Source organism: Leptospira broomii serovar Hurstbridge str. 5399 (assembly GCF_000243715.2).
Taxonomy (GTDB): Bacteria; Spirochaetota; Leptospiria; order Leptospirales; family Leptospiraceae; genus Leptospira_B; species Leptospira_B broomii.
The window spans coordinates 1,030,455-1,050,379 of the sequence record NZ_AHMO02000008.1; the positions used below are offsets into that span (position 1 = coordinate 1,030,455).

The window sequence follows — 19,925 nt, forward strand, 5'->3', positions numbered from 1 at the left end:
CTTTGGCCCATCGAAATTATTCTGATCGGTTGGGTTCCGATTTTCCGCCCAACTGCGGGTTTATGATTACAGGTAATGAATCCTTTCCCAGCGGATAATAGATGATTTTATTGTTCGGATTTTCTAACGCCTTATATTGAATATATTTCGTCGTCAACTTACTATTGATCATCTCTTGTGCTTCCGCAGTTGCCCTAGCTTTGATTACACTGGACTTAGCTTCCGCTTCCGCTTCGATAATGCGAATTTCAGCTTCTCGCTTTGCTTTCATGCGTTCCATTTCATTATCCTTTTGAGTGATTCGGATTTGAAACTTCATCGCTTCCAACTGTTGTTCTTTCGTTAACTTCTCTTCGATGGCCTGGAAAATTTTCTGACTATAATTTATATCGCTTAATACCACATCGTCGACTTCTACATGCTTACCTTGAATACGCCTCGTCACTTCCGTTTTGATCTCCTTCTCGATGTCGGGCGTCTTTTTGGAAATTTGTATCATTGGATAACTCGTCATCACGTTCCGAATGCATGTGCGAAATTCGGGTTGCACGACCATATTATAAAAATCCCGGCCGATTTTGGTCTGTAATTCAAAGACCTCCTCCACGATCGGCTTAATAATGATCGTGGCAATAACTTCGATTCTCAAATCATCGCGAGTAATAACTTCTACTTTTTCAGTGTGAGATTGAAGTTGGACAGGATACTGTATTACTTGTTCAAAAAATCCGATCGGATAATTTCCCGGTGGAAGGGATTTTTTTTCTAAGGTTCGATTCCAAGGATCGAACCTTAGTCCGACATGCCCCGGCGGAACGGTCGCGTAACAGCCCATTAACGAAAAAATCAAAAACATACCCCACCGATTTCTTTTCTTCATCCTCATAACTCTCCGATAAAATTAACTGTCAACTTACTCGGGTCTTCGGGAACTTCTCCGAATTTGCCGTTTTAACCGAACTCGACTATAGTTCGTTTATTCGCTAGTTACAATCCATTTTCCAATTCGACCCCTTTGAACTATCGGAACGGTTCCGTAACAATTCATACTTTACGCGATTCCAAAAATTCTTGCGAAGGATACGGCTCCTCGGTATCATCATTCTTGAGAAGATTCCCTGTAATTTCCGACAGAATCAATCGTAGGAGATCCCGTTGAAAAAAAGAAGACTCGGTAAAAGCGGCATGGTAGTTTCCGAAATTTGCATGGGCACTATGACATTCGGATCAAGTTGCGAAGAACGGGAAGCGCATCGCATTTTAGACAGAGCCTATGACGCGGATATCGATTTTTATGACACTGCGGAAGTCTATCCGGTTCCACCAGAGGAACGATACGTACATGAAACGGAACGAATTTTTGGAAAATGGCTAAAAACGAAAAAAAGGGAATCAATTCTCATAGCGACTAAAGTCTGCGGTCCCGGCCACGGCTGGTTTTCACCTCCTGTACGCTCCGGCAAAACGACCTTGGATAAACGGAATATTAAAATCGCAATTGAAGGTAGCCTCAGAAGATTAGGAACCGATTATATCGATTTATACCAAACTCATTGGCCGGATCACGATTTCGGATACGAAGAGACCTTGGAAGCTTTAACCGAATTAATAGACGAGGGAAAAGTTCGATATATCGGCAGTAGCAACGAAACTGCTTGGGGAACGATGAAGAGCCTCTCGGTTTCCGAAAAGAATTCTTTGGCGAGATACGAATCGATTCAAAATAATTTCAGCATTCTAAATCGACGCTTCGAAGACGCGTTATCCGATATTTGCCGTAGAGAAACTATCAGCCTATTGCCCTATTCTCCTTTGGCAGGCGGAGTGTTAACCGGAAAATACAACCAACCGTCACCGCCTGAGAACGCACGATTTAGTCGTTATGCGAAGCTGCCCACCGAAAGACAGCGACGCATGGCAAATCGATTCTTAAACGAAGGAACTCTTTCCTCGGTCTCAGAGTTGAGTAAAATCGCCGGAGAAGCAGGAATCAGCGTAGCGGTACTTTCGGTGGCTTGGTCCAAACAGCACGATTACGTTGCCTCGACGATCATAGGAGCGAATACTGTCGAGCAACTGGAAGAAAACTTAAAAGCAGTCGATTTACTTTTATCGGATGACATATTAAAAAAAATTGATGAGGTTTCGAGGAAAATTCCTTATCCTATGGGTTAATCCTCGAAACCTACTTCGTATTCGGAAATTGTCTCCGTTTTTTGTCCATTAAAGTTAGGAAATGATTTAAAGAAACTTGCGATTAGATAAGGCACCACGTCGAATAAATATCCGGAGCGCCCTTCACCTTCTATGTTAGCTTCCAATAGTACGCTAAACGGCTTTCCTCTGTAGACTCGCCCGTCGTAAATAAGCATTTTGAAAATAATATCGTAATAGCTCGTATCGTAATAATTTCGAGTGTAAGAACGTTGGTAAGCGCCGTACCCGCCGCCCAAATAATAACCGCCGAATCCGGAATAACCGCCGTTACTTCCGTATCCTCCCGCTAAACCGCCTAAAAAAGGAATGCCGAAAGAACCTCTAACGGTGTCTCCGTCCGAATGATAGCGCAATCCTCTACGAGTTAACCAACCTCCGCTGGCCCCCAGGGGGATCGAATTCGGAATTACTGTCCCTCTTGGGTAGGTCAAAATATCGTAAGCGATTAAAAGATCGGCTCGATTCGCCTCGACTTCTCGGAAACCTTTTTCGATGAATTTCAATCTGATTAGATCTTCATGTTCCGCGATTTGGATACGACTTGCCTCTCCGACGAAAGGAAGAAAAGCGAAAGTTTTTGCGTATAGGGTAATCTGACGCGATTGACTAACCTCAACGCCGGATTTCACGACTAACGGTGCACAGGAAATCAAATAAACAAACAGAAGGAGAAATCGAATCCTCATGTTCTAGCCTTCCTTCTTAGACGAATGAGACCATTGTAGAAACAAAATCGGCTCAAACTTTTTTTTATAACAAATCGTTAGAAAAAGTCTTTAGAGCACCGATTTTTCATTTCGATGAGACGAACGGAAAATCTGAAATTACTTTTAACACGGATTATTAATACCGATCGCTTATGAAGTAGCTTGTCCAAATCTTCGTTTAGGACCAGAATATCGTTTTCCTTGAGAATCATATTCGGCTGGAGAATTCCGAGAATTTCCTCGGAGCCTTGATCCTTACGATTTTTTTCGGACGTTTGACCGTAACCAAGTTAAGATTCCAGTCTTCTCGTATTCTACACTCTGATAAGGTTTTTCCTAACATATGCTTCGGTAAAACCTTCTCTAATATACGATATTCGTTTCCAAGCGAAGTCACTCCCTTTACTCCTCGATAAATCAATTGCTGAAGCATCGAATGAGCAGCCCCCGATTCGGGATTAAAGATTCGTTATACCTAGCATTTGTAAAACTCTCTTGTTTAAATCGGATTGAGTCTCTTTAAAAACCACATTTTCTGGATTAATTGGCTCACTGTCGGAAATCCGAGCCCCCCAAAACGAAAACCATTTTTCCTTTGAAGGCATGAATGGAGGGAAAAGATTCAAGTTATTTCACCTAGAAATTTGCTCTAAGTAAATCCATCTCGAACCTATTTTCAGAATTACGAGTAAACGGACCCAATCCCGGAAGTGTCGTCGGATGAATCGTTTCCGAAAGTCTATCGGGCACGGTCGGGTTCGGAGTGGGGCTTTCGGGTTGGTTTTCTAGTTTCATACGATCATATTCGTTTAAATCCGACCACGCATTTGCAAAGGCCAAACTTGCCCCGACGCCGAAAACAATCCATCCTCCCGGTAACGTCTTTTCATATCCAGGTTTAAAAAAACTTAATGCACCGTAGGATAAACCGCCTGCAAGCGGCAAGGTCATAAAAAATATAATGGAGAATCTTCGAAGTCTAGTTTCAGTGTAAGGTTCTCTTTCTTTCCCGAAATCCGTTAATTTCTTTTTTCTATCCCGTTCTTGCGTTTGCTGCCGTTCCAAGGCTTCGATATTCACTTCTCCGGTTATCGGATTAAATAATCCGTCATCTTGCCTAGTCTGAGTCGGGTTTGTGGTTCTACGAGTTCCTTGAGCTCCCGTCGAAGTCGGAAGTGCGTTCTGAAAAGGAACTTGCGCGTTCTTCGGGTTTACGAGGATCGGTTTATCGAATTTCGGCGGAATAGCATATTCTTGAAATCCATCCGGAGATTTTTCGTCTTGATAATTTCTTAAATTATAATCGTACGGATCGGAAAAATCGCTTTGGACTTGGCCGAAAATGGAATAACTGGAAAAAAGTACGATAATACAAGAAGACAAAAGTCGGATTGAAATCGTAGTCGTTAAATGAAAAGAAATTCCGTAAACTTTCATGCAATCTCTAAATCTTTACTTAGAAAGTTCCTGCCTTCCCGATAAAATTTCTGACGTATACGAAAAAGAATCCTGACGAATCCGTTCGAGCAATTCCTTGCTAAGTCCCATTTGTTCCGCCTTGCTATACTCTTTCTGAATTTCCGTACCGAAAATACCCGGATCGTCGGTCGATATCGTAACCCTGAGTCCGGTATTTACAAAACGTAAAAAAGGATGATGCCTAATATCTCGAACCATTCCGATATACTCGTTAGAACTTGGACAGGATTCGATCACGGCGTCGGTTACGGAAATCCTGTCCATACAATAGTTTTGAAAAGCCCTCGTTTCAGACAAGGACGTTTCAGTAGCCGGAATTTCTACCTTTTCCTTATGTCGAATCGAATCTAATTCGGCGCCTATTCTGCTCCTGTCGGGAAGTTCTCCAAACTTTGAAATCTCCTCCCATCTTTCGTATAAAAATTCCAGACTGTCTCTTCTCTCGGCTGCCGTTTCGACAAAATTTTCTCCACGATAAGCGTCCGGATTCACACCTAATGCGATCGCATGACCTAAACGATGAGCCCCCCATTCGGCGGATTGAAGCACCCATCTAGCTGCCGAGATTAAACTCTTATCCTGAAAAGATTCTCCTACATGATAAAGAATTGATAATGCCGTAGAAGGTTCGGACTTATTATCCTTATCGACTTGCAGAAAGAAATCCTTTTTATCTTTCGGCGGAAATCCCTCTTCTATATAACAAAAATCTAAACCGACTACGTATTTTCGAATCAGGGAATCCTTTTCCATAAGGCCCTTTATAATTTCATATTCCTTAAAAAAATCTCCGTCTCGATGCAGGGAAATGACCAATCTAGATCGTGCGAGCCCGCCTAATTCCGATTCGGCTTCGGCAAATCCTTCGCAAGCGGCTGCGGTCTTAGCGAATACGTTCTCATCGGTTTCATTCGGAGCATACATAATCCTATATTCTCCGAATGTGACGCCTTCTTGGAACTGTGCTAAAGTGATCTGTTTTGCTATGAATCGGATTTCGATAGGATCGAATTTCGAGAGAGCGATAATTAGGTTGAACTTAGCTTGGAATTCGGGGAAAGGACCTTTGTGATTGAAAAGATAAAGCTTTCGAAACAAATCAGGATCCCTATAGTCCTCGAAGAAAGTCGACGGTCGAATTTTCTTTCCGTACAATTCCTCGAACGGACGAAGAAATATTTCCCATCGTGGATTCGGATTATTCTTCCCCATTTCCCATAATAGTTCCGGACGAATACTTCCATAGAGATGATTATGGAGGTCTGCGAATTCAGCCTTTATCCCGGTTCCCAAGGTCTGCATAAACGTAATACCACTGTAAGAGCTCTGCACGAAGAAGAAACCGTTTTTCGAAGAAAAAATGCTGGTTATGGGACCTCCTATAATGAAGCTGGAAATTGATTGGATACCTTGTTAAAAAAGATACGTAGAACTTATAGATTCAGTCGACTCAACACTTCCATTCTATTTTTAGCCGTTCCCGTCGTTTTGGCGATGATCAGTCAAACCGTAGTTTGGTCCACCGATTCGATCATGGTAGGTTATTTAGGTAAAGAAGCCTTGGCCGCGATCGGAATGGGTGGAATCAGTTATTACACTCTCGTTGCATTTCTTATCGGGTTTTCCATGGGAATTCAGATTATAGTAGCGAGAAGATTCGGAGAAGGTCGCTCGAATGAAATCGGAAAGATCGGAATTACGACACTTTACCTTTCCCTATTTTTAGGCGTGATCATCACTGTGTTAGGACCGTTCATCTCGTCCCCTCTCATGGCTTTGATCGGGGCCGATAAAGCGGTAAGTCTTTTAGGAGAAAGTTACTTAACGTATAGATTCTTAGGGAGCGGTTTTTACTTCATCGGTTTTTGTTTTAGGGGATTCATGGACGGCTTAGGATTTACGAAAGCCGGATTCGTGTCGATGGCAGTAACAACACTTTCTAATATTCTTTTGAACTGGATTTTCATATACGGAAATTGCGGAGTTCCCGCAATGGGAATCGCCGGAGCCGGACTAGCCTCCTCTCTGGCAGGTCTTGTCGGGTTGCTCGTATTTCCGTTCTTTCTGTTTAAGTATAAAGCGAATCGATATTTTCTAGGTATTCGCCCGATTCCGACTTGGACTCATCTACTTGAAATCATTCGAGTCGGAGTCCCACCTGGATTAGAGGAAGGATTCGTTAATGTCGCATTCATGATCTTCGTTAAATTCCAAGGAATGATTTCCATTGTGTCGGTAGCCGCGTCCAATATTCTCTTTTCAACTTTGAGCATGGCTTTTCTTCCCGGTTATGCCTTCGGAGTCGCAGCCACAACTTTATTGGGTCAGGCAATGGGGGCGAGAAAGTATAAATTGGCCTACCACGCCGCTTTCAGATCCGCTTTCTTTTCGGCACATGTAATGGGATTAGTCGGTTTGGCATTCATCATTTTTGGGAGAAACATCCTAAACGTCTATACTCAAGACATGGAGTTAATCGAAGAATGTTATCCGGCTTTAGTCCTTTTAGGCGTAATTCAAATCGGAGACGCGTACCATATGGTTATCGGCGCGGCACTTCGAGGCGCCGGATTGCAGGCCCATGTCTTCCGTATTTACATGCTGGTTACATACCTAATTATGCTTCCCTGCGCTTACTTATTCGGGATTTATTTCAAAGGGGGAACCTTAGGAATTTGGGCCGCCATATTTATCTGGATTGCGACGCTCTCCGGAACCTTCGTACTCGAATTTAGAAGGAAAAAATGGGTGAAGGGGACGGTCTAAACGTTCTTGCCTGGAAAACAAAACCGGTTTTTTTGGTTCCAGAATGAAAAAGGCGCTAATCACCGGCATTACCGGCCAAGACGGATCCTACTTAACAGAACTTCTCTTGAGCAAAGACTATGAAGTCCATGGGATCGTGCGCCGATCCAGCTCATTGAACCGGGACCGCATCGAGCATCTGCGCGGAAATCCTCGATTGTTTTTGCATTACGGGGATTTGACGGATTCCAGTAATTTAAATCGGGTTTTAGAGAAGGTTCAACCCGAGGAAATTTATAATTTAGCCGCCCAATCCCATGTAGGCGTTTCGTTCGAAGTTCCCGAATACACTGCGGAAGTGGATGCGGTCGGAACTTTAAGAATCTTGGATGCTATCAAGCAAACGGGAGTTAAATCCCGTTTTTACCAAGCTTCCACCTCGGAGCTTTATGGAAAAGTTCAGGCCATCCCTCAGGACGAAAAAACTCCTTTCTATCCTCGATCACCGTATGCGGTAGCGAAACTGTACGCGTATTGGGCGGTGGTAAACTATAGAGAAGCGTTCGGATTGCACGCTTCGAACGGAATTTTATTTAATCACGAATCACCTCGCAGGGGAGAAGGTTTCGTTACTCGTAAAATCACCTTAGGAGTGGCAGGATTGCTTTCCGGTAAGAGTGGCCCGATCCGACTTGGAAACCTAGACGCCAAGCGCGACTGGGGATTTGCGAAAGATTACGTGGAAATGATGTGGATGATGCTTCAACAGCCCGAGCCAGACGATTACGTGGTTGCAACCAACGAAATGCATACCGTTCGCGAATTCGTAGAAGAGTCGTTCAGACACTTAAATATACAAGTCGAATGGAAAGGATCCGGAGATCAGGAAAAGGGATATGATAAGAAAGACGGAAAGCTTCTCGTTCAAGTCGATCCGAACTTCTATCGCCCTGCGGAAGTCGAGCTGCTAATAGGCAATCCTGAAAAAGCCCGAAAGAAACTCGGCTGGGAACCGAAAGTAAAATTCAAAGAGTTAGTCGAAATCATGATCAAGTCCGACTGCAAGGCCTTCGGTATTCAGATTTAAGGAGGAGAAGTTTGGGCGATTTCACCAACCTTCTCCGCCGTCGGAGTCTCTCCATAGATACCAGGAAAAAATCGTACGGTACGGAGAAAACCGCCCGGCAAGAGCAAGTATCTCCTTTTTGGAATCTCTATGGATCCCGAAATGTCGTTCAATCGATTTACGAAGAATGAGATCATTCAAAGAAAAATGATCCCAACGATCCAGCGCAAACATTAGGACCATTTCCGCCGTCCAAGGACCGACGCCTTTAATGGAACAAAGAAATTCTAGAACCTTCTCGTCTTCAAGCTTCCTAAGTTTCCGATCGGTAATCTCACCGGACTCGTAAGCCGAAGCGATTCGTTTAACGGTGTCCGCCTTCGCAAAGGATAGCCCTGCAGATCGCAATTGCTCGGCGCTTAATCCGAGCAAAAGATTCGGTTCGGGAAATCGCTTGCGGCTTCCGAATCTTTCGATCACTCGATTCTCCATCGTCGAAGCCGCTTTTACCGATAATTGCTGGCTGATCACCGACTTAAGCAGAACGTGATACGGCGAACCGACCATTTTCAATGTGCAAGGACCGATTCGATTTATCAGCTTACGCAGGACAGGATCCTTTCTTCGAAGCCAGCTTTCCGCCTTGCGGAGTCTTACTTCTCGTTCCATTTAATTTCGATCGTTAGGCTCTTTTTTTGAGCTTCATATCCATTTGGGATTTTTTACGGAAGATCTGAACTAATTTTTCCAGCTCCACAAGATCGGTACAGGAAAGCTTTCCTTGATCAAGTTTTATGAATTTATTTTTCGATATTAGATCAAGAACAAGATTCTCGTCTTTCGGATAGGCCAAGCCTATCATTTTAAGTAAATCTTTCGTTCCGATTTCGAAATTGTAATTTGCCTTAGGAACGACTTTCACTCTATTTTTTTCTGCGAGAGTGAGAAGTGTGTCGGCTATCCTACCCTGCGGGTCGGTAATAAGTAAGTTCGCGAGTTGTTTGTAAGCCGTCCAAATTCTCTCGGATAATAATGTAATCAATCGAGTCGCAAGCTGAGGTTGAGCTTTTACCATTCCCTCGAAGTTAGCTTTATTGATTGCAAGTAATTGGATTTCTTCTCCCCACGCAATCGCGGAAGCGGATCGAGGTTTATTATCCAATAAAGCCATCTCTCCGAAAATATCCCCGCTTTGCAAAACCGCGAGTAGAACTTCGTTTGAATCCACGATCTTCGTAATCTTCACCCTACCGTGTTGAATGATGTACAACTCTCTTCCCGGTTCATGCTCACAAAAAATCATTTCGTTATCCGAATAGGAACGGTTGAATTTCGTATAATCGATGGGCGCGGATGCGACCGGCTGATTCATGGTCTGTAGCTTCAGTTTCGCCTGAGTCGCAAATTGTCCGTTGGGTAAATATTGCAGATACTTTTGAAATGCATAAGCGGCGTGAAGCGTATTCTTTTGATTAAAATAATACTCTCCGATTGCAAATAATTGATTCGGATCTTCCTCAACCGCCGAACGAAACGAAAGGCGAGTAATGGTCGAATCGAATTGCCGGAGTTTCATCGAGAAATACCGGATAATTTTCATCGCAACTGGGGTGTTTTTTTGGATCAGTGTCCCGAATTGATCGTAGCTGACTTGAATTAAGGAGACGTCGGTTAACGCGATTGCCGACTCTATCTGGGCATGTTGACTCATGGCGGCAACAACGCCGAAGAAATCCCCCGGACCGAGCAGCTGATTCGGGTCCTCGCCTACCACCTGGTTCTCGCGGGCGACGCGTACCTTTCCCTGCCGGATAATGAAGAAGTTATGAGCTTCTTTCTTACCTTCGACAATGACATAGGACCCTTTCGGGAAATTCACGATTTGAAAGAAGCCGTTGGACATACTTTACCAGTGATTAAAAAATTCCGCCGCCGGAGTTCAACTATAAACTAGTATCGGCTTTTAACCGGAGATTTAGGAACGAAATCCTCGAGTTCTCCTATTTTTCCCGACAAGAATCCGCCTCGGATGAAGGGCTGACGTCGGAAAGAACTTCCAAACCGGAAAATTCCAAAGCCGCCTTTTCGGCCATTACCCGAGAATATGACTGCCTGCAAATGGATGAAAACACTTCCTTGGCCTGGTCAATTTCTCCCATCTTCGCGAGAAGCCGTCCGGCTTCCAAGTAGGATTCCAATCCGAACTCGCCGGTGGGCTCCATTTTATAGAGGTTTAGGCTAACTTCCAGAGCTTTTTCGGGGCGATCCAGCTTAAGAAAGCAATCTCGCAGCAAAAGTAGGGCCCTGGTCCTTTTCGAGTTTCCAGGATAGAGCACTAGAAAACTTCTTAAACTTTCGATGGATTGGTAAAATTTTCGGTCTTTGAATGATTCTTCGGCGATCCTGAGCAATAAATCCGAATCAGGTGGAACCGAATCTTTCGCAGGATTTCCACCTTGAGAAAAGGCGGATCCGGGAATTAATAATAATAAGAGAACTGCGAATACGAATCGTTTAAAACGATCTTTGAAATAAAATCCGGAAAACAAAGGTACCCATCCGAGACTCGAAGGTCTTCATTATGATTATCAGTCGTTTTCCGGATTTTATGAATTACTTTTTTTTATCTATTTTTTTTCGGTGGAATTCACAGAGGCGATATAGTCGCCCAGTAGAAGGGTTTTTCTTTGCGACCTTTGTTCCGCAAACGATGCAAAGCCCTTCTTTCCTCCGTCTTTGGTAGAGGAGTTGGACCCGCTCCGCCCCCGATAAGTTATACTTACTAACTTGAATCCGGAATCCTTTATATAGGTAATTCCCGATTGCTTCGACTGCTTGGGTCTTTACCCCTGCGACGATCTTTTCAAGATCATCGTTGGTAACTTTCTTTGGCTTCATAAACGTTAACTGACGTAACAACAGTTACATTCTTACAAAAGTAGTAAAGTGTTTTTAATTTTTCGCATAACGCGAAGTTATTTTTTTACGAAATAATTTTCCAATGATAGAAATGTTAAAAGCTCTCTCTACGTCGCCGAACAGCGGCAATGTCGACTAACGAATGTCGGTTAATGGAATACCCTTAAAATTGAAAAAAGGCAACGTTAAGACTATTTCCTATAATTCCTCGTCATTTATGGAAATTTATTTCCTATATACGTTCATATAACGGAGGACTTGTGCAACATGCTAACGTATAAGTCCGATAAATATCAATCTCGCCATGATTTTCATACGTATTGATACTTACTCTCTTTTAAGAATAAATCTAAACTCAATCCGAGACTTACGCGTGTATCTTCAACCGAATATTTAACATTTTTATGCTAAATTTAGTTCATCATTCGTATTCCTCTGTTTTAAGCTCGTTTTTTATCGTTGTTAATAAAACTGGTCTTTGTTAAAATTAGGAGGATTTAAGACAATTGCTTTCAGGGAAAATATCAAAGCGGTATACTTTCAATGTCTAATGGATTAAAAAAATTTATTTTAAAAGAATATACCGAACCGAATAAAATCGGAAAAAAAGATCTTTCGAGTAGATTTTTCAAGGAAAATGAGTCATATTAATGGGGAGCATTCTCCTAGTCGGAGGCTTTCGTTTATGAGTGGATTCCGCTCCTTCAATTCCAAAAAACTTCATTCCCTTATTCTTATATTTACATTCGCCTTAACGGTCGTGTTCAACTGCAAACCGTCTCCGAAAGAGAAAGTTCAAAAGGTGTTAGCCGAAAACAATTTACAGGAAGTCGAAAAAATCAGAGGCGTTGCCTGGGCTTTGTTCGGCGACCGTTTAAAGGAAGTGGAAATCGTTCCGGTTCAGGATTCGATTCCCGCTAAATACGAAGTATATCTCGGATTCGGTGGAACTTCCGCTCTGACTTTCCTTGAGTCCGAACAATACGCGGCGAGAATGAAATTGGAATTAGCCTTACAAAGCTACAGATTCCTTCAATGTCTGGAAGGTATCTCTTTCGGAAAATTTCGAATGAGTTTGATAAAACCGTTCTTCATTAAGAATGGAGAAGAACGCGGTACGGAGGAATTCGAAATTTTTCGTTTTCGCGCTGACGGAGACGATTTACGCAAAATTCCGGGCTTTAAGGAAACGGATTCATTCGCAGCGGATCGTTACGATGCGCCGAGTCCTCAAGTTATTACCATACTTTTCAAAATTGTTGAGAAATGGCATATTGAATTGGACCAATTCGCTCGAGTGGAAGTTAATTGACGAGTGACCTCATTCTCGCAGGGTAATTGGTAAAAATTCCATCCACTCCCGTGTCCAGGCCTTTCTTTAATTCTTCTTCGGTATTCAGAGTATAAACTAACACTTTGAATCCCTGCTCCTGAATTTTCGATACGATCTCTTTTTGGGCAGTATGAGATGATAAATTCAAACTAAGCGCATTCAATCGAAACGCCAAATCCAATGCCTCTTCCCAATGAGGAGTTTCGTCCCCGATTAAAATACCGAGTTTTGCGTCCGTGGATAGTTCCCGTATTCTTACCAAGGAGTCCCAGCAAAAAGAGGAGAATAAAGTTTTATCCAAAGCTTTTTTATTCAGAGCGAATCGAATCAGACTATCTTCGATAGGAATTTCTTTAGGTTCAGGTTCATAAGCGCTTGTTTTAATTTCGATATTCAAACCCAATTTCGTACCCAGTACGAAATTCCAGACGTCCCAAATTTTTGGAATCGGCTCGCCGAGAAATCGAACATCTTTCCATCGACCTGCATCGGCCTTACGAATCAGCTCGAAAGAAGCATCTCGCACCGAACCTTTCATATTTGTAGTTCGATCTAAAGTATCATCGTGTATGACTACGACCTCGCGATCTGCAGAAAGAGTGACGTCTAATTCGATCCAATCGGCCCCGACTTCGACAGCTTTGCGGAAAGCTAACATCGTATTTTCGGGATATTCGCCGCTGAAACCTCGATGCGCGATTACCCATGGGCGCGGTATTTCGAAAGGCTTTCCCATAAAATTAGAATGCAAAACCGATTACTAAATTTAAGGCAAAATTAGCGCCAGGATGAGGGTAGCGATTTTGAAGTGCATAAGTTCTATATAATAAATCTCCGATAGTCGCCTGATGATCCGAATAAAATAAATCGGATACTTGATAAGAGTTCTTGTACGGCAAATACCAGCTCCAAATTCCTTCCCACCCGAAAAAGATTCCGTTCAACGCTTGATATCGAAATCCTAGTCCCAGACCGGCGTAGCTTTGCGGTCCCCAATTATATGTGTCTTTTTCGTAACGGTAGGTACCGCCGAGAGTTTCCCAATAAAGAACAGATTCCTGTTTTTTTCTATGTTCCCGCCCTAAATGAAGAGCCGCAAAGAAAGGGGAATCCAGCAAGTATCGCTGAACAAAGACCGAGCCGCCCCAGTATTTAGTCTCGGTATCACTCAATCTTCCGAAAAAAGCGGTGGGTAGAAAGTATAGTGAAGCAATGATATCATTATCGAATCGGTTGACGCTGGTATTCGTATAACCCATCACCCCAACTGCCCATTGAGGATTCAACAGACGAGTGTATTGAAACGAAAAAAATCTATCAAATCCGAATCCACCGACTTGATTCTTAAATTTTTCGCGAATCTCAACTTGTTCAGGACCCCTAGATTTTTCCGCAGGCGGAGAGGCATTTGCGGGATTGGGCTTAGCGGGTGACTCTTTCGTTTCGGAGTTTGAAGGAGGAGGGAGAGTTTCCGGGGAAATGATTGCATCTTCCGCCGATAGGGAAAAGAAAGGAAGCCCTAGGCAAATAAGAAGAATGACATATCTATATTGGGAACTTTTTCTTCGAAATTCGGGCATCCCGTTGAGAGACACCTAAATCAAAGAAATGTCAAGCAGGCACAGGAACAAAAAAAAGGAATTCGCAGACTAGGTTAATAAACCCGGCCTGCGACTGGAGTAATTAAACTGCAGGAGTTCCTTTAGTTTTTGCGGTACTTTTAATTGTATCAGCAACTTCGGCAAGTTTTGCTTTCACTGCTTCCAATTGACCTTCGGGAACACGTTTTTTAATTTCTTCAGAGATTTGGTTATATTTCTCAACGATCTTTGCACGAGTTTCATCGTAGTTCTTACCTGCGACGGTTGAAACTTCTTTAATCTCGTTCAAAAGCTTGTCGACGGATTCGCGAATTTTTACGGAACCTTCAGAGTTGTCAGCAGCGCCTTTTGCAACTAATTCGCCATAGGTCTTTTCTAACTCTACTTTTGCCTTTTCGACACCTTCTTGTCCTGATTTCAGCAGTCCGATTCCGGCGTTGAGGATATCCAACAATTGTTTTTCCATGATCCTTTCTCCTTAAGGGAAACTATTTAGTGCATCGCACAAACCACTTGTAATGCGCCGCACAAATTCGGTCAATCGGGAAATCGAAATTTTCCGTCGGGTTTCGATTTTTTTAGTTAGATGGAGATATTTAAGATCGATTTTAAGGGGATTCCAGTTCCGGGTAATGGAGGTCCATTTTGTCCATTTCCTCCCGAATTAACTTAGCAATTAGATAATCCCGATACCATTTCTTATCTGCGGGAATAATTTTCCACGGGTAGGAATCTTCACAAAAGCTGAGAACTTCTCCGTAGGCCTTCAAATGCTCGTCGTACAGGGTATGGGCGACCAAATCGCTTGGATCGAATTTCCATTTTTTTTGAGGATCCTCTAGCCGTTTTTCAATTCGAAACGATTGTTCTTGCTTGGATATATGAAGGAAGAACTTGAGGATGAGAGTATTATTCTCCGCGGTTAAAAGTCTCTCGAATTCGGCTATGTATTCTAACCTATTTTGAATTCGATCTGCATTAATATCCTTTTTTACGAGTGGAACTATAACGTCTTCATAATGAGAACGATTGAAAACTTGAATCATACCCTTAGCGGGTGCTGATTTATGAATCCTCCATAAAAAATCATGGCTTTGTTCTTCCTGGTTCGGAATTTTCCAACCGACACAGGTACAGCCGAGAGGATTCAATACAGTAAATAACTTTTTAACCGTTCCGTCCTTGCCCGATGTATCCATCCCCTGAAGAACGATAAGAATCGCTTTCTCTTTGGAAGCAAAGAGTCTAGTTTGTAATTCTCCGATTCTATTTAAATGTCCGATTCGATCTTCTTCCGCTTTTTCCTTTTTTATATCGTTAGGCGGTTCAGTGGAAATCTGCTTTAGATCAATCATTCGAAGTAACGTATGTATTTGTATAGCGGTGTCAAATCTAAGTTACGACCGGATAAAAGTATTTTACCAGCGGGCAATATGATCCTCCGCCCATCCTTGCCCGCCTTTGATCCTAAATTCGTTTTTTCCCACTCGAAGGATTCCGTCAAAATTTCCGATCATTTGATGGACGGCAGACGAGATGATTCCGACGTTCGAAGTTGCTTTTCGTTGAAACGTCGGGGTTAGAGTTAATTCGACCGCTTTACTATCTTTCGTATAGATGATCCACGGCTTGTCAGGATCTTTTCGATCGAATTCGAAATTTACGTCCGAAGGTAATTTGTAAATTCTTCCGTTAATTAAAAGGGCATTTTCCGTCGTACCCGTTCCGTCCGTCCATCCCCCGCCAAGATTAATACCGTAAACTTCCTTTTTAGAAGGTCGATACGACATCGACGCCCAATTCCATTTCGTCGAGTAAGGCCATACCCCTCTTCCAAAATCCAGAACTGCAAACGAATCTTCGCTTTTGAATTCGTGAGATCTTCCTCCAATATCCACGGAACCCTCCGCACCCAAACCGAAGAGTTTATGAGTAAATTGGAAACGATTTCGACTCCAAGGAACGACCACGTTCAAGGTTTCCCAACCCTGAGGGACGTCCACGCGTAAATCGGCGCGAATATGTTTGCGATTCGATCTACTAAAGTCCACGAAGATGCGGTAACTTCCGTATTCATCCACTTTGAATGAAACTGTGCCAGGCTTACCTTCGTACAATGCGGTGTTCGCAACGGTCTGTCCGAGAGAGCAGCCTTGACCGAACGGAGTCAAGATCGTACTTTCCTCAAACTCGCCCGTTTTTCGATCTAACCAATAACAAAAAATCACACCGGCATAGTCGATATCGGAAACGGTAAAGGATGCCAGAAAATCTTTATCGTAAAAACACCAATAATTCCATTTTTTCTTTCGTAGCCAATGGCCGGCGACATTACATCGATGCAAGGGGATCTTTGACCATCCGACTGCGTTCAAGTTGAGTTTTCCACCTGAATTACAGAGGACCGATTGTTGGTGAATTTCAGTTTCGAGATTCATGCTTTCGCCCAGACAATATTTTATGAAGGGGAATGCCCTCAATTCTTTTTAAGAGTTCTAGAAAAAACCGATTCGATGCCTGCGCTAAATCTCCCCTGCGATTCTTCCCAAAGTTCTGATTGCAGACGCTACTTTGGGACCGAAGGAAATCCCCGCATTGATTCTGAAATTACTTACGTATTTTCCGGAGAGCGAAAATAAATTTCCGGGAACAAGGCTGATCCTTTTTTTAGCCGCGCGAAAACGCAACTCTCTAGAATCTTTTCCGTTTGGAAGCTCAATCCAAAGTAAAAAACCTCCTTTCGGAATCGTTAAACGCGTACCTTTCGGAAAATATTCCAAAAATGCATCCGCATAAGAAAGGATTGAGTTTCCGATACTACGCCTAAAATTTCTAAGATGTCTTTCGTAACCGAGAGAACCCAAAAAATCCGCTGCGGCTAGTTGAGGAAGACTAGGTAAGGCAATCGACTCGACCATTCTTCTTTGAACCGCTCTTCCTATTATTTCTCGATTAGCGATCAACCAGCCCGTCCTTAAACCCGGGCTCACGGTCTTGGATAAAGAAGAAACTTGTATGACAAATCCTTCCTCATCCAACGATAAAAGTGATGGAGGTCGGAGTCCTGGAGAATGCAAAAGCTCCCCGTAAATATCATCCTCTACAATTTTAATCCCGTATTTAGCGGAAAGCCGGAGAACTTCCTTTTTGGAATTCAGAGGCAAAAGGCTACCTGTCGGATTTGAAAACGTCGGCACAGTAACCAGTATCTTTGGTTGAGATGTTTTAAGTACGGATTCGTAGGAATCCAAATCCATACCGTAGACCGGATCGGTTGGAATTTCAATAGCCTTCAATTTTAATATGCTTAAAATTTGATATAGTACGAAGTGCAAAGGAGACTCTACCGCCACCTGATCCCCCGGTTTTGTTAATAAAGAAAGTGCGATAAAGGCCGCTTCCGAACAACCGATCGTAATAAACACTTCCTCCGGAGAAATACGTCGTTCTTTTGTGGAAGATCTAGTTGCGATTTTTCTTCTTAATTCCAAATCCCCTTGAACGTCGGAATAATTATGGAGAAAGGAATTTCGCATAGCCTTACGATATGAACGTTCCAAGGAGGCGAAAGGAAGAAATTGGGAATCCGGTACTGCCGCTCCGAGAGATACGAATCTCGGGTCCGCTAATTCCGCGAGAAGGGAACCGACTTCCTCCGGAACCGTAGGATTTGAGATTCTGACCGGCCTATCCACCTTATAAATGGAAACGGATTCCGACCTAGGAAGAATGAAATATCCCGACCTCTCCCTTCCTCGAATATATCCTCGTTCTTGTAGGATTCCAAACGCCTCGACAGCGGTAGACAAATTGCATCTCTCGTATCGGCAAATTCTCCTCAAGGAAGGCAGCTTAGTTCCGGGTAAAAATTCCCCGGCTTCGATCCGACTGATCAAAGACATTGCAATTTTCGAGTATTTCGTTCCGGGTTCATCTGTATTGGTCATAAAATAATATTCTGTATCTGTATGGTTTCTCGTATCTAGTATATAAAATAATTCAATCGTATGCGCAAGTTATTTTCGAAATCTCTAATAAACTCCGAAGGATCAATTCGACCTTCGAACCGAGTCTCGAGAACACCCGAATCAGTGATAAGGGATATTCTAAAAGTAATTAACGATTCCGATATGCTTTCTTTCGCAGGAGGATTGCCCGACGATTCTCTTTTTCCGATCAAAGATTTTTCGGAAGGTTTCGCTCTTGCAATCCGAGAAAGCGGCGCTAAACTTTTTCAATATACGGAAACGCAAGGTCATCCTAAACTTAGGGCTTGGATCGCGGAATCCTATTATCCGCAGTCTAGCCCCGAAGAAATATTGCTGACAAACGGTTCCCAACAGGCCTTGGACTTGCTTGGGAGATATTTTCTAGACGAGGGTGATTCTGTTCTAATCGAAAGACCTAGTTATCTAGGCGCGATACAAACCTTTTCCTCCTATGGCCCTCGCTTTATCGGTCTCGATTATAGAAATGAAGGACCTGATCCATCGGAATTAAAGGCGCAGATTTCCCGAAACCGTAGCCTGCCAAAGTTCTTCTACTGCATTCCGGATTTTCAAAACCCGACTGGATTCTCTTATTCATTACGAAATAGGAGAGCAATCGCTCAAATTTGCGTAGAGGCGAAGATCCCCATCCTAGAAGACGTCGCCTATCGCGAGTTAAATTACGAAAATGAAATTCCGATTTCTTTAAATACGCTTTGTCCCGAGAACACCTTCTCGATAGGTACATTCTCCAAAATACTTGCCCCGGGCTTGCGAGTTGGATGGATCAGGGCTCCTGAAGAGCGGATGCGAGAATTGGTCGTACAAAAGCAGGCAATGGATTTGCATTCTCCCTTGATTAATCAAGAGGTAGTTTATAAATTTTTAATATCCGGCAATTTCAAAAATCACCTGATCGATCTTAAGGAGAACTATTCAAGAAAAGCAAAAATAGCGACCGGTCTGTTTCGGAAAATTTTTGGTGACTCAATTCGCTTTCAGCAACCTATAGGAGGGTTATTTTTGTGGATAGAATTTCTGGATGAGACGGATACGAATTTACTCTTTAAAACAGCTCTCGAAGAAGGAGTTGCCATCGTTCCCGGAGATACTTTTTTTACCGCCGAGTCTTCCGGTAAGCTACTAAGATGGAATTTTTCCCGGGCGAATGCCGATGAAATGGAAACCGGAGTAAAGAGATTATTCGAAGCCTGGAAGCGTTTACATTCCATCCGAAAATAAAAAGAGCTAACGAGAGGAGAAGAATGAAAAAAATTCACGGCGGGAAAAAGTTCCCGCCGATCGGGGAGGTACAAACGGCTATATGTCTTATGCGGTTTTCTTAGTCGGAATACCGTTTTTTACGGTTTCCGTAACTTCGCTAAGTTTTGCTTTAATAGCGTCGACTTGTTCTTGAGGAACGAGTTTTTTGGCCTCTTCTACAAGTTGGTTGTATTTCTCGAGGACCTTAACACGGGTATCTTCGTAGCCTTTTCCAGCTGCTGTCGTAAGTTCCTTAGCTTCGTTAAGGAGTTTATCGACGAACTCGCGAACGCGAACGGAAGACTCTGAATTATCTGCTGCACCTTTTGCTGCCAATTCTTGGAAACTCTTGGTGAATTCTGCTTTAGCTTTTTCCAGTCCTTCTTGCCCGGTTTTTACAATACCGAGTCCTGCGTTAAGAACATCTAGAATTTGTTTTTCCATTTTACTCTCTCCTGGTCACACTGTTGTGCAACGCACAACCCAGGTTTAATGCACCGCACAATCCGAGTCAACAGAAAAAAAGAAAAAATTTTGACCGCAATATTCGTCAAGTTTTCATTATGCGACGTCGTTATGGCAGTTTTTTCCTATCGTTTTATCCGA

The 19,925-nt window shown here is 43.0% G+C and carries 20 protein-coding genes; 5 read left to right on the forward strand and 15 right to left on the reverse strand.

The features are described from left to right. Positions 1-16: 16 nt before the first annotated feature. Complete coding sequence (locus tag LEP1GSC050_RS10385) at positions 17-880, reverse strand: prohibitin family protein (protein ID WP_010571149.1); 864 nt, start codon at positions 878-880, stop codon at positions 17-19. A 305-nt stretch (positions 881-1,185) separates the two neighbouring features. Between LEP1GSC050_RS10385 and LEP1GSC050_RS10390 the strand changes: the two genes are divergently transcribed. Continuing rightward, positions 1,186-2,175 (forward strand): aldo/keto reductase, encoded by a 990-nt coding sequence (locus LEP1GSC050_RS10390; RefSeq protein ID WP_232225780.1) that lies wholly within the window; start codon positions 1,186-1,188, stop codon positions 2,173-2,175. Here the strand turns inward: LEP1GSC050_RS10390 and LEP1GSC050_RS10395 are convergent. The 3 genes from LEP1GSC050_RS10395 to LEP1GSC050_RS10410 form a co-directional block, all read right to left on the reverse strand. Beyond that, positions 2,172-2,903, reverse strand: coding sequence for a DUF4136 domain-containing protein (locus LEP1GSC050_RS10395; RefSeq protein ID WP_010571151.1), 732 nt, complete (start codon positions 2,901-2,903; stop codon positions 2,172-2,174). The two genes, LEP1GSC050_RS10390 and LEP1GSC050_RS10395, sit on opposite strands and share 4 nt — an antisense overlap. A gap of 657 nt (positions 2,904-3,560) precedes the next feature. Then, on the reverse strand, positions 3,561-4,361 hold the full coding sequence (locus tag LEP1GSC050_RS10405) for a hypothetical protein (RefSeq protein ID WP_010571153.1): 801 nt from the start codon (positions 4,359-4,361) through the stop codon (positions 3,561-3,563). 15 nt (positions 4,362-4,376) lie between these two features. After that, positions 4,377-5,705 (reverse strand): amidohydrolase family protein, encoded by a 1,329-nt coding sequence (locus LEP1GSC050_RS10410; protein WP_010571154.1) that lies wholly within the window; start codon positions 5,703-5,705, stop codon positions 4,377-4,379. A gap of 99 nt (positions 5,706-5,804) precedes the next feature. Between LEP1GSC050_RS10410 and LEP1GSC050_RS10415 the strand changes: the two genes are divergently transcribed. Next, positions 5,805-7,169, forward strand: coding sequence for an MATE family efflux transporter (locus LEP1GSC050_RS10415; protein WP_010571155.1), 1,365 nt, complete (start codon positions 5,805-5,807; stop codon positions 7,167-7,169). Positions 7,170-7,212: 43 nt separating this feature from the next. Further along, complete coding sequence (gene gmd, locus LEP1GSC050_RS10420; protein ID WP_010571156.1) at positions 7,213-8,235, forward strand: GDP-mannose 4,6-dehydratase; 1,023 nt, start codon at positions 7,213-7,215, stop codon at positions 8,233-8,235. Positions 8,236-8,256: 21 nt separating this feature from the next. Here gmd and LEP1GSC050_RS10425 read toward each other — a convergent pair whose 3' ends face one another. The 4 genes from LEP1GSC050_RS10425 to LEP1GSC050_RS10440 all read right to left on the reverse strand — a co-directional run bounded on the left by LEP1GSC050_RS10425 (position 8,257) and on the right by LEP1GSC050_RS10440 (position 11,112). Continuing rightward, the gene (locus LEP1GSC050_RS10425; RefSeq protein ID WP_010571157.1) at positions 8,257-8,883 is read right to left on the reverse strand and encodes a DNA-3-methyladenine glycosylase family protein; all 627 of its coding nucleotides are present in this window, start codon (positions 8,881-8,883) and stop codon (positions 8,257-8,259) included. Positions 8,884-8,896: 13 nt separating this feature from the next. Then, positions 8,897-10,117 carry a Crp/Fnr family transcriptional regulator gene (locus LEP1GSC050_RS10430; protein ID WP_010571158.1) on the reverse strand — a complete coding sequence of 407 codons (1,221 nt, stop codon included), beginning with the start codon at positions 10,115-10,117 and terminating at the stop codon, positions 8,897-8,899. Between the two features lie 97 nt (positions 10,118-10,214). Further along, the gene (locus LEP1GSC050_RS10435; RefSeq protein ID WP_010571159.1) at positions 10,215-10,763 is read right to left on the reverse strand and encodes a tetratricopeptide repeat protein; all 549 of its coding nucleotides are present in this window, start codon (positions 10,761-10,763) and stop codon (positions 10,215-10,217) included. Positions 10,764-10,827: 64 nt separating this feature from the next. Beyond that, complete coding sequence (locus LEP1GSC050_RS10440) at positions 10,828-11,112, reverse strand: LIC10235 family protein (protein ID WP_010415576.1); 285 nt, start codon at positions 11,110-11,112, stop codon at positions 10,828-10,830. Positions 11,113-11,818: 706 nt separating this feature from the next. Here LEP1GSC050_RS10440 and LEP1GSC050_RS10445 point away from each other — a divergent pair. Continuing rightward, the gene (locus LEP1GSC050_RS10445; RefSeq protein WP_010571160.1) at positions 11,819-12,445 is read left to right on the forward strand and encodes a hypothetical protein; all 627 of its coding nucleotides are present in this window, start codon (positions 11,819-11,821) and stop codon (positions 12,443-12,445) included. Here LEP1GSC050_RS10445 and LEP1GSC050_RS10450 read toward each other — a convergent pair. The 6 genes from LEP1GSC050_RS10450 to LEP1GSC050_RS10475 all read right to left on the reverse strand — a co-directional run bounded on the left by LEP1GSC050_RS10450 (position 12,438) and on the right by LEP1GSC050_RS10475 (position 18,014). Further along, positions 12,438-13,202, reverse strand: coding sequence for a glycerophosphodiester phosphodiesterase family protein (locus tag LEP1GSC050_RS10450; RefSeq protein ID WP_010571161.1), 765 nt, complete (start codon positions 13,200-13,202; stop codon positions 12,438-12,440). The two genes, LEP1GSC050_RS10445 and LEP1GSC050_RS10450, sit on opposite strands and share 8 nt — an antisense overlap. A gap of 4 nt (positions 13,203-13,206) precedes the next feature. Then, complete coding sequence (locus LEP1GSC050_RS10455) at positions 13,207-14,046, reverse strand: hypothetical protein (RefSeq protein WP_010571162.1); 840 nt, start codon at positions 14,044-14,046, stop codon at positions 13,207-13,209. A gap of 103 nt (positions 14,047-14,149) precedes the next feature. Then, entirely contained in the window at positions 14,150-14,533 is a 384-nt protein-coding gene (locus LEP1GSC050_RS10460) for a phasin-related domain-containing protein (protein WP_010571163.1), read from the reverse strand. A gap of 142 nt (positions 14,534-14,675) precedes the next feature. Beyond that, a complete protein-coding gene (locus tag LEP1GSC050_RS10465; RefSeq protein WP_010571164.1) occupies positions 14,676-15,422 on the reverse strand; it encodes a PPK2 family polyphosphate kinase in 747 nt (248 codons plus the stop codon). Between the two features lie 63 nt (positions 15,423-15,485). Continuing rightward, positions 15,486-16,505 (reverse strand): DUF2804 domain-containing protein, encoded by a 1,020-nt coding sequence (locus tag LEP1GSC050_RS10470; protein ID WP_010571165.1) that lies wholly within the window; start codon positions 16,503-16,505, stop codon positions 15,486-15,488. An 84-nt stretch (positions 16,506-16,589) separates the two neighbouring features. Continuing rightward, positions 16,590-18,014, reverse strand: a complete 1,425-nt coding sequence (locus tag LEP1GSC050_RS10475) for an aminotransferase-like domain-containing protein (protein WP_010571166.1) — start codon at positions 18,012-18,014, stop codon at positions 16,590-16,592. Between the two features lie 60 nt (positions 18,015-18,074). Between LEP1GSC050_RS10475 and LEP1GSC050_RS10480 the strand changes: the two genes are divergently transcribed. Next, the gene (locus tag LEP1GSC050_RS10480) at positions 18,075-19,298 is read left to right on the forward strand and encodes an aminotransferase-like domain-containing protein (protein ID WP_010571167.1); all 1,224 of its coding nucleotides are present in this window, start codon (positions 18,075-18,077) and stop codon (positions 19,296-19,298) included. Positions 19,299-19,385: 87 nt separating this feature from the next. Here the strand turns inward: LEP1GSC050_RS10480 and LEP1GSC050_RS10485 are convergent, their stop codons facing one another. After that, on the reverse strand, positions 19,386-19,763 hold the full coding sequence (locus LEP1GSC050_RS10485; RefSeq protein ID WP_010571168.1) for a phasin-related domain-containing protein: 378 nt from the start codon (positions 19,761-19,763) through the stop codon (positions 19,386-19,388). Between the last annotated feature and the right edge of the window lie 162 nt (positions 19,764-19,925).

Excerpts from the sequence above, each read along its gene's own strand:
- LEP1GSC050_RS10385 (WP_010571149.1), bottom strand. The coding sequence starts at position 880 with ATGAAGAAAAGAAATCGGTGGGGTATGTTTTTGATTTTTTCGTTAATG.
- LEP1GSC050_RS10390 (WP_232225780.1), top strand. The coding sequence starts at position 1,186 with ATGGTAGTTTCCGAAATTTGCATGGGCACTATGACATTCGGATCAAGT.
- LEP1GSC050_RS10395 (WP_010571151.1), bottom strand. The coding sequence starts at position 2,903 with ATGAGGATTCGATTTCTCCTTCTGTTTGTTTATTTGATTTCCTGTGCA.
- LEP1GSC050_RS10405 (WP_010571153.1), bottom strand. The coding sequence starts at position 4,361 with ATGAAAGTTTACGGAATTTCTTTTCATTTAACGACTACGATTTCAATC.
- LEP1GSC050_RS10410 (WP_010571154.1), bottom strand. The coding sequence starts at position 5,705 with ATGCAGACCTTGGGAACCGGGATAAAGGCTGAATTCGCAGACCTCCAT.
- gmd (WP_010571156.1), top strand. The coding sequence starts at position 7,213 with ATGAAAAAGGCGCTAATCACCGGCATTACCGGCCAAGACGGATCCTAC.
- LEP1GSC050_RS10425 (WP_010571157.1), bottom strand. The coding sequence starts at position 8,883 with ATGGAACGAGAAGTAAGACTCCGCAAGGCGGAAAGCTGGCTTCGAAGA.
- LEP1GSC050_RS10430 (WP_010571158.1), bottom strand. The coding sequence starts at position 10,117 with ATGTCCAACGGCTTCTTTCAAATCGTGAATTTCCCGAAAGGGTCCTAT.
- LEP1GSC050_RS10440 (WP_010415576.1), bottom strand. The coding sequence starts at position 11,112 with ATGAAGCCAAAGAAAGTTACCAACGATGATCTTGAAAAGATCGTCGCA.
- LEP1GSC050_RS10445 (WP_010571160.1), top strand. The coding sequence starts at position 11,819 with ATGAGTGGATTCCGCTCCTTCAATTCCAAAAAACTTCATTCCCTTATT.
- LEP1GSC050_RS10450 (WP_010571161.1), bottom strand. The coding sequence starts at position 13,202 with ATGGGAAAGCCTTTCGAAATACCGCGCCCATGGGTAATCGCGCATCGA.
- LEP1GSC050_RS10455 (WP_010571162.1), bottom strand. The coding sequence starts at position 14,046 with ATGCCCGAATTTCGAAGAAAAAGTTCCCAATATAGATATGTCATTCTT.
- LEP1GSC050_RS10460 (WP_010571163.1), bottom strand. The coding sequence starts at position 14,533 with ATGGAAAAACAATTGTTGGATATCCTCAACGCCGGAATCGGACTGCTG.
- LEP1GSC050_RS10465 (WP_010571164.1), bottom strand. The coding sequence starts at position 15,422 with ATGATTGATCTAAAGCAGATTTCCACTGAACCGCCTAACGATATAAAA.
- LEP1GSC050_RS10470 (WP_010571165.1), bottom strand. The coding sequence starts at position 16,505 with ATGAATCTCGAAACTGAAATTCACCAACAATCGGTCCTCTGTAATTCA.
- LEP1GSC050_RS10475 (WP_010571166.1), bottom strand. The coding sequence starts at position 18,014 with ATGACCAATACAGATGAACCCGGAACGAAATACTCGAAAATTGCAATG.
- LEP1GSC050_RS10480 (WP_010571167.1), top strand. The coding sequence starts at position 18,075 with ATGCGCAAGTTATTTTCGAAATCTCTAATAAACTCCGAAGGATCAATT.
- LEP1GSC050_RS10485 (WP_010571168.1), bottom strand. The coding sequence starts at position 19,763 with ATGGAAAAACAAATTCTAGATGTTCTTAACGCAGGACTCGGTATTGTA.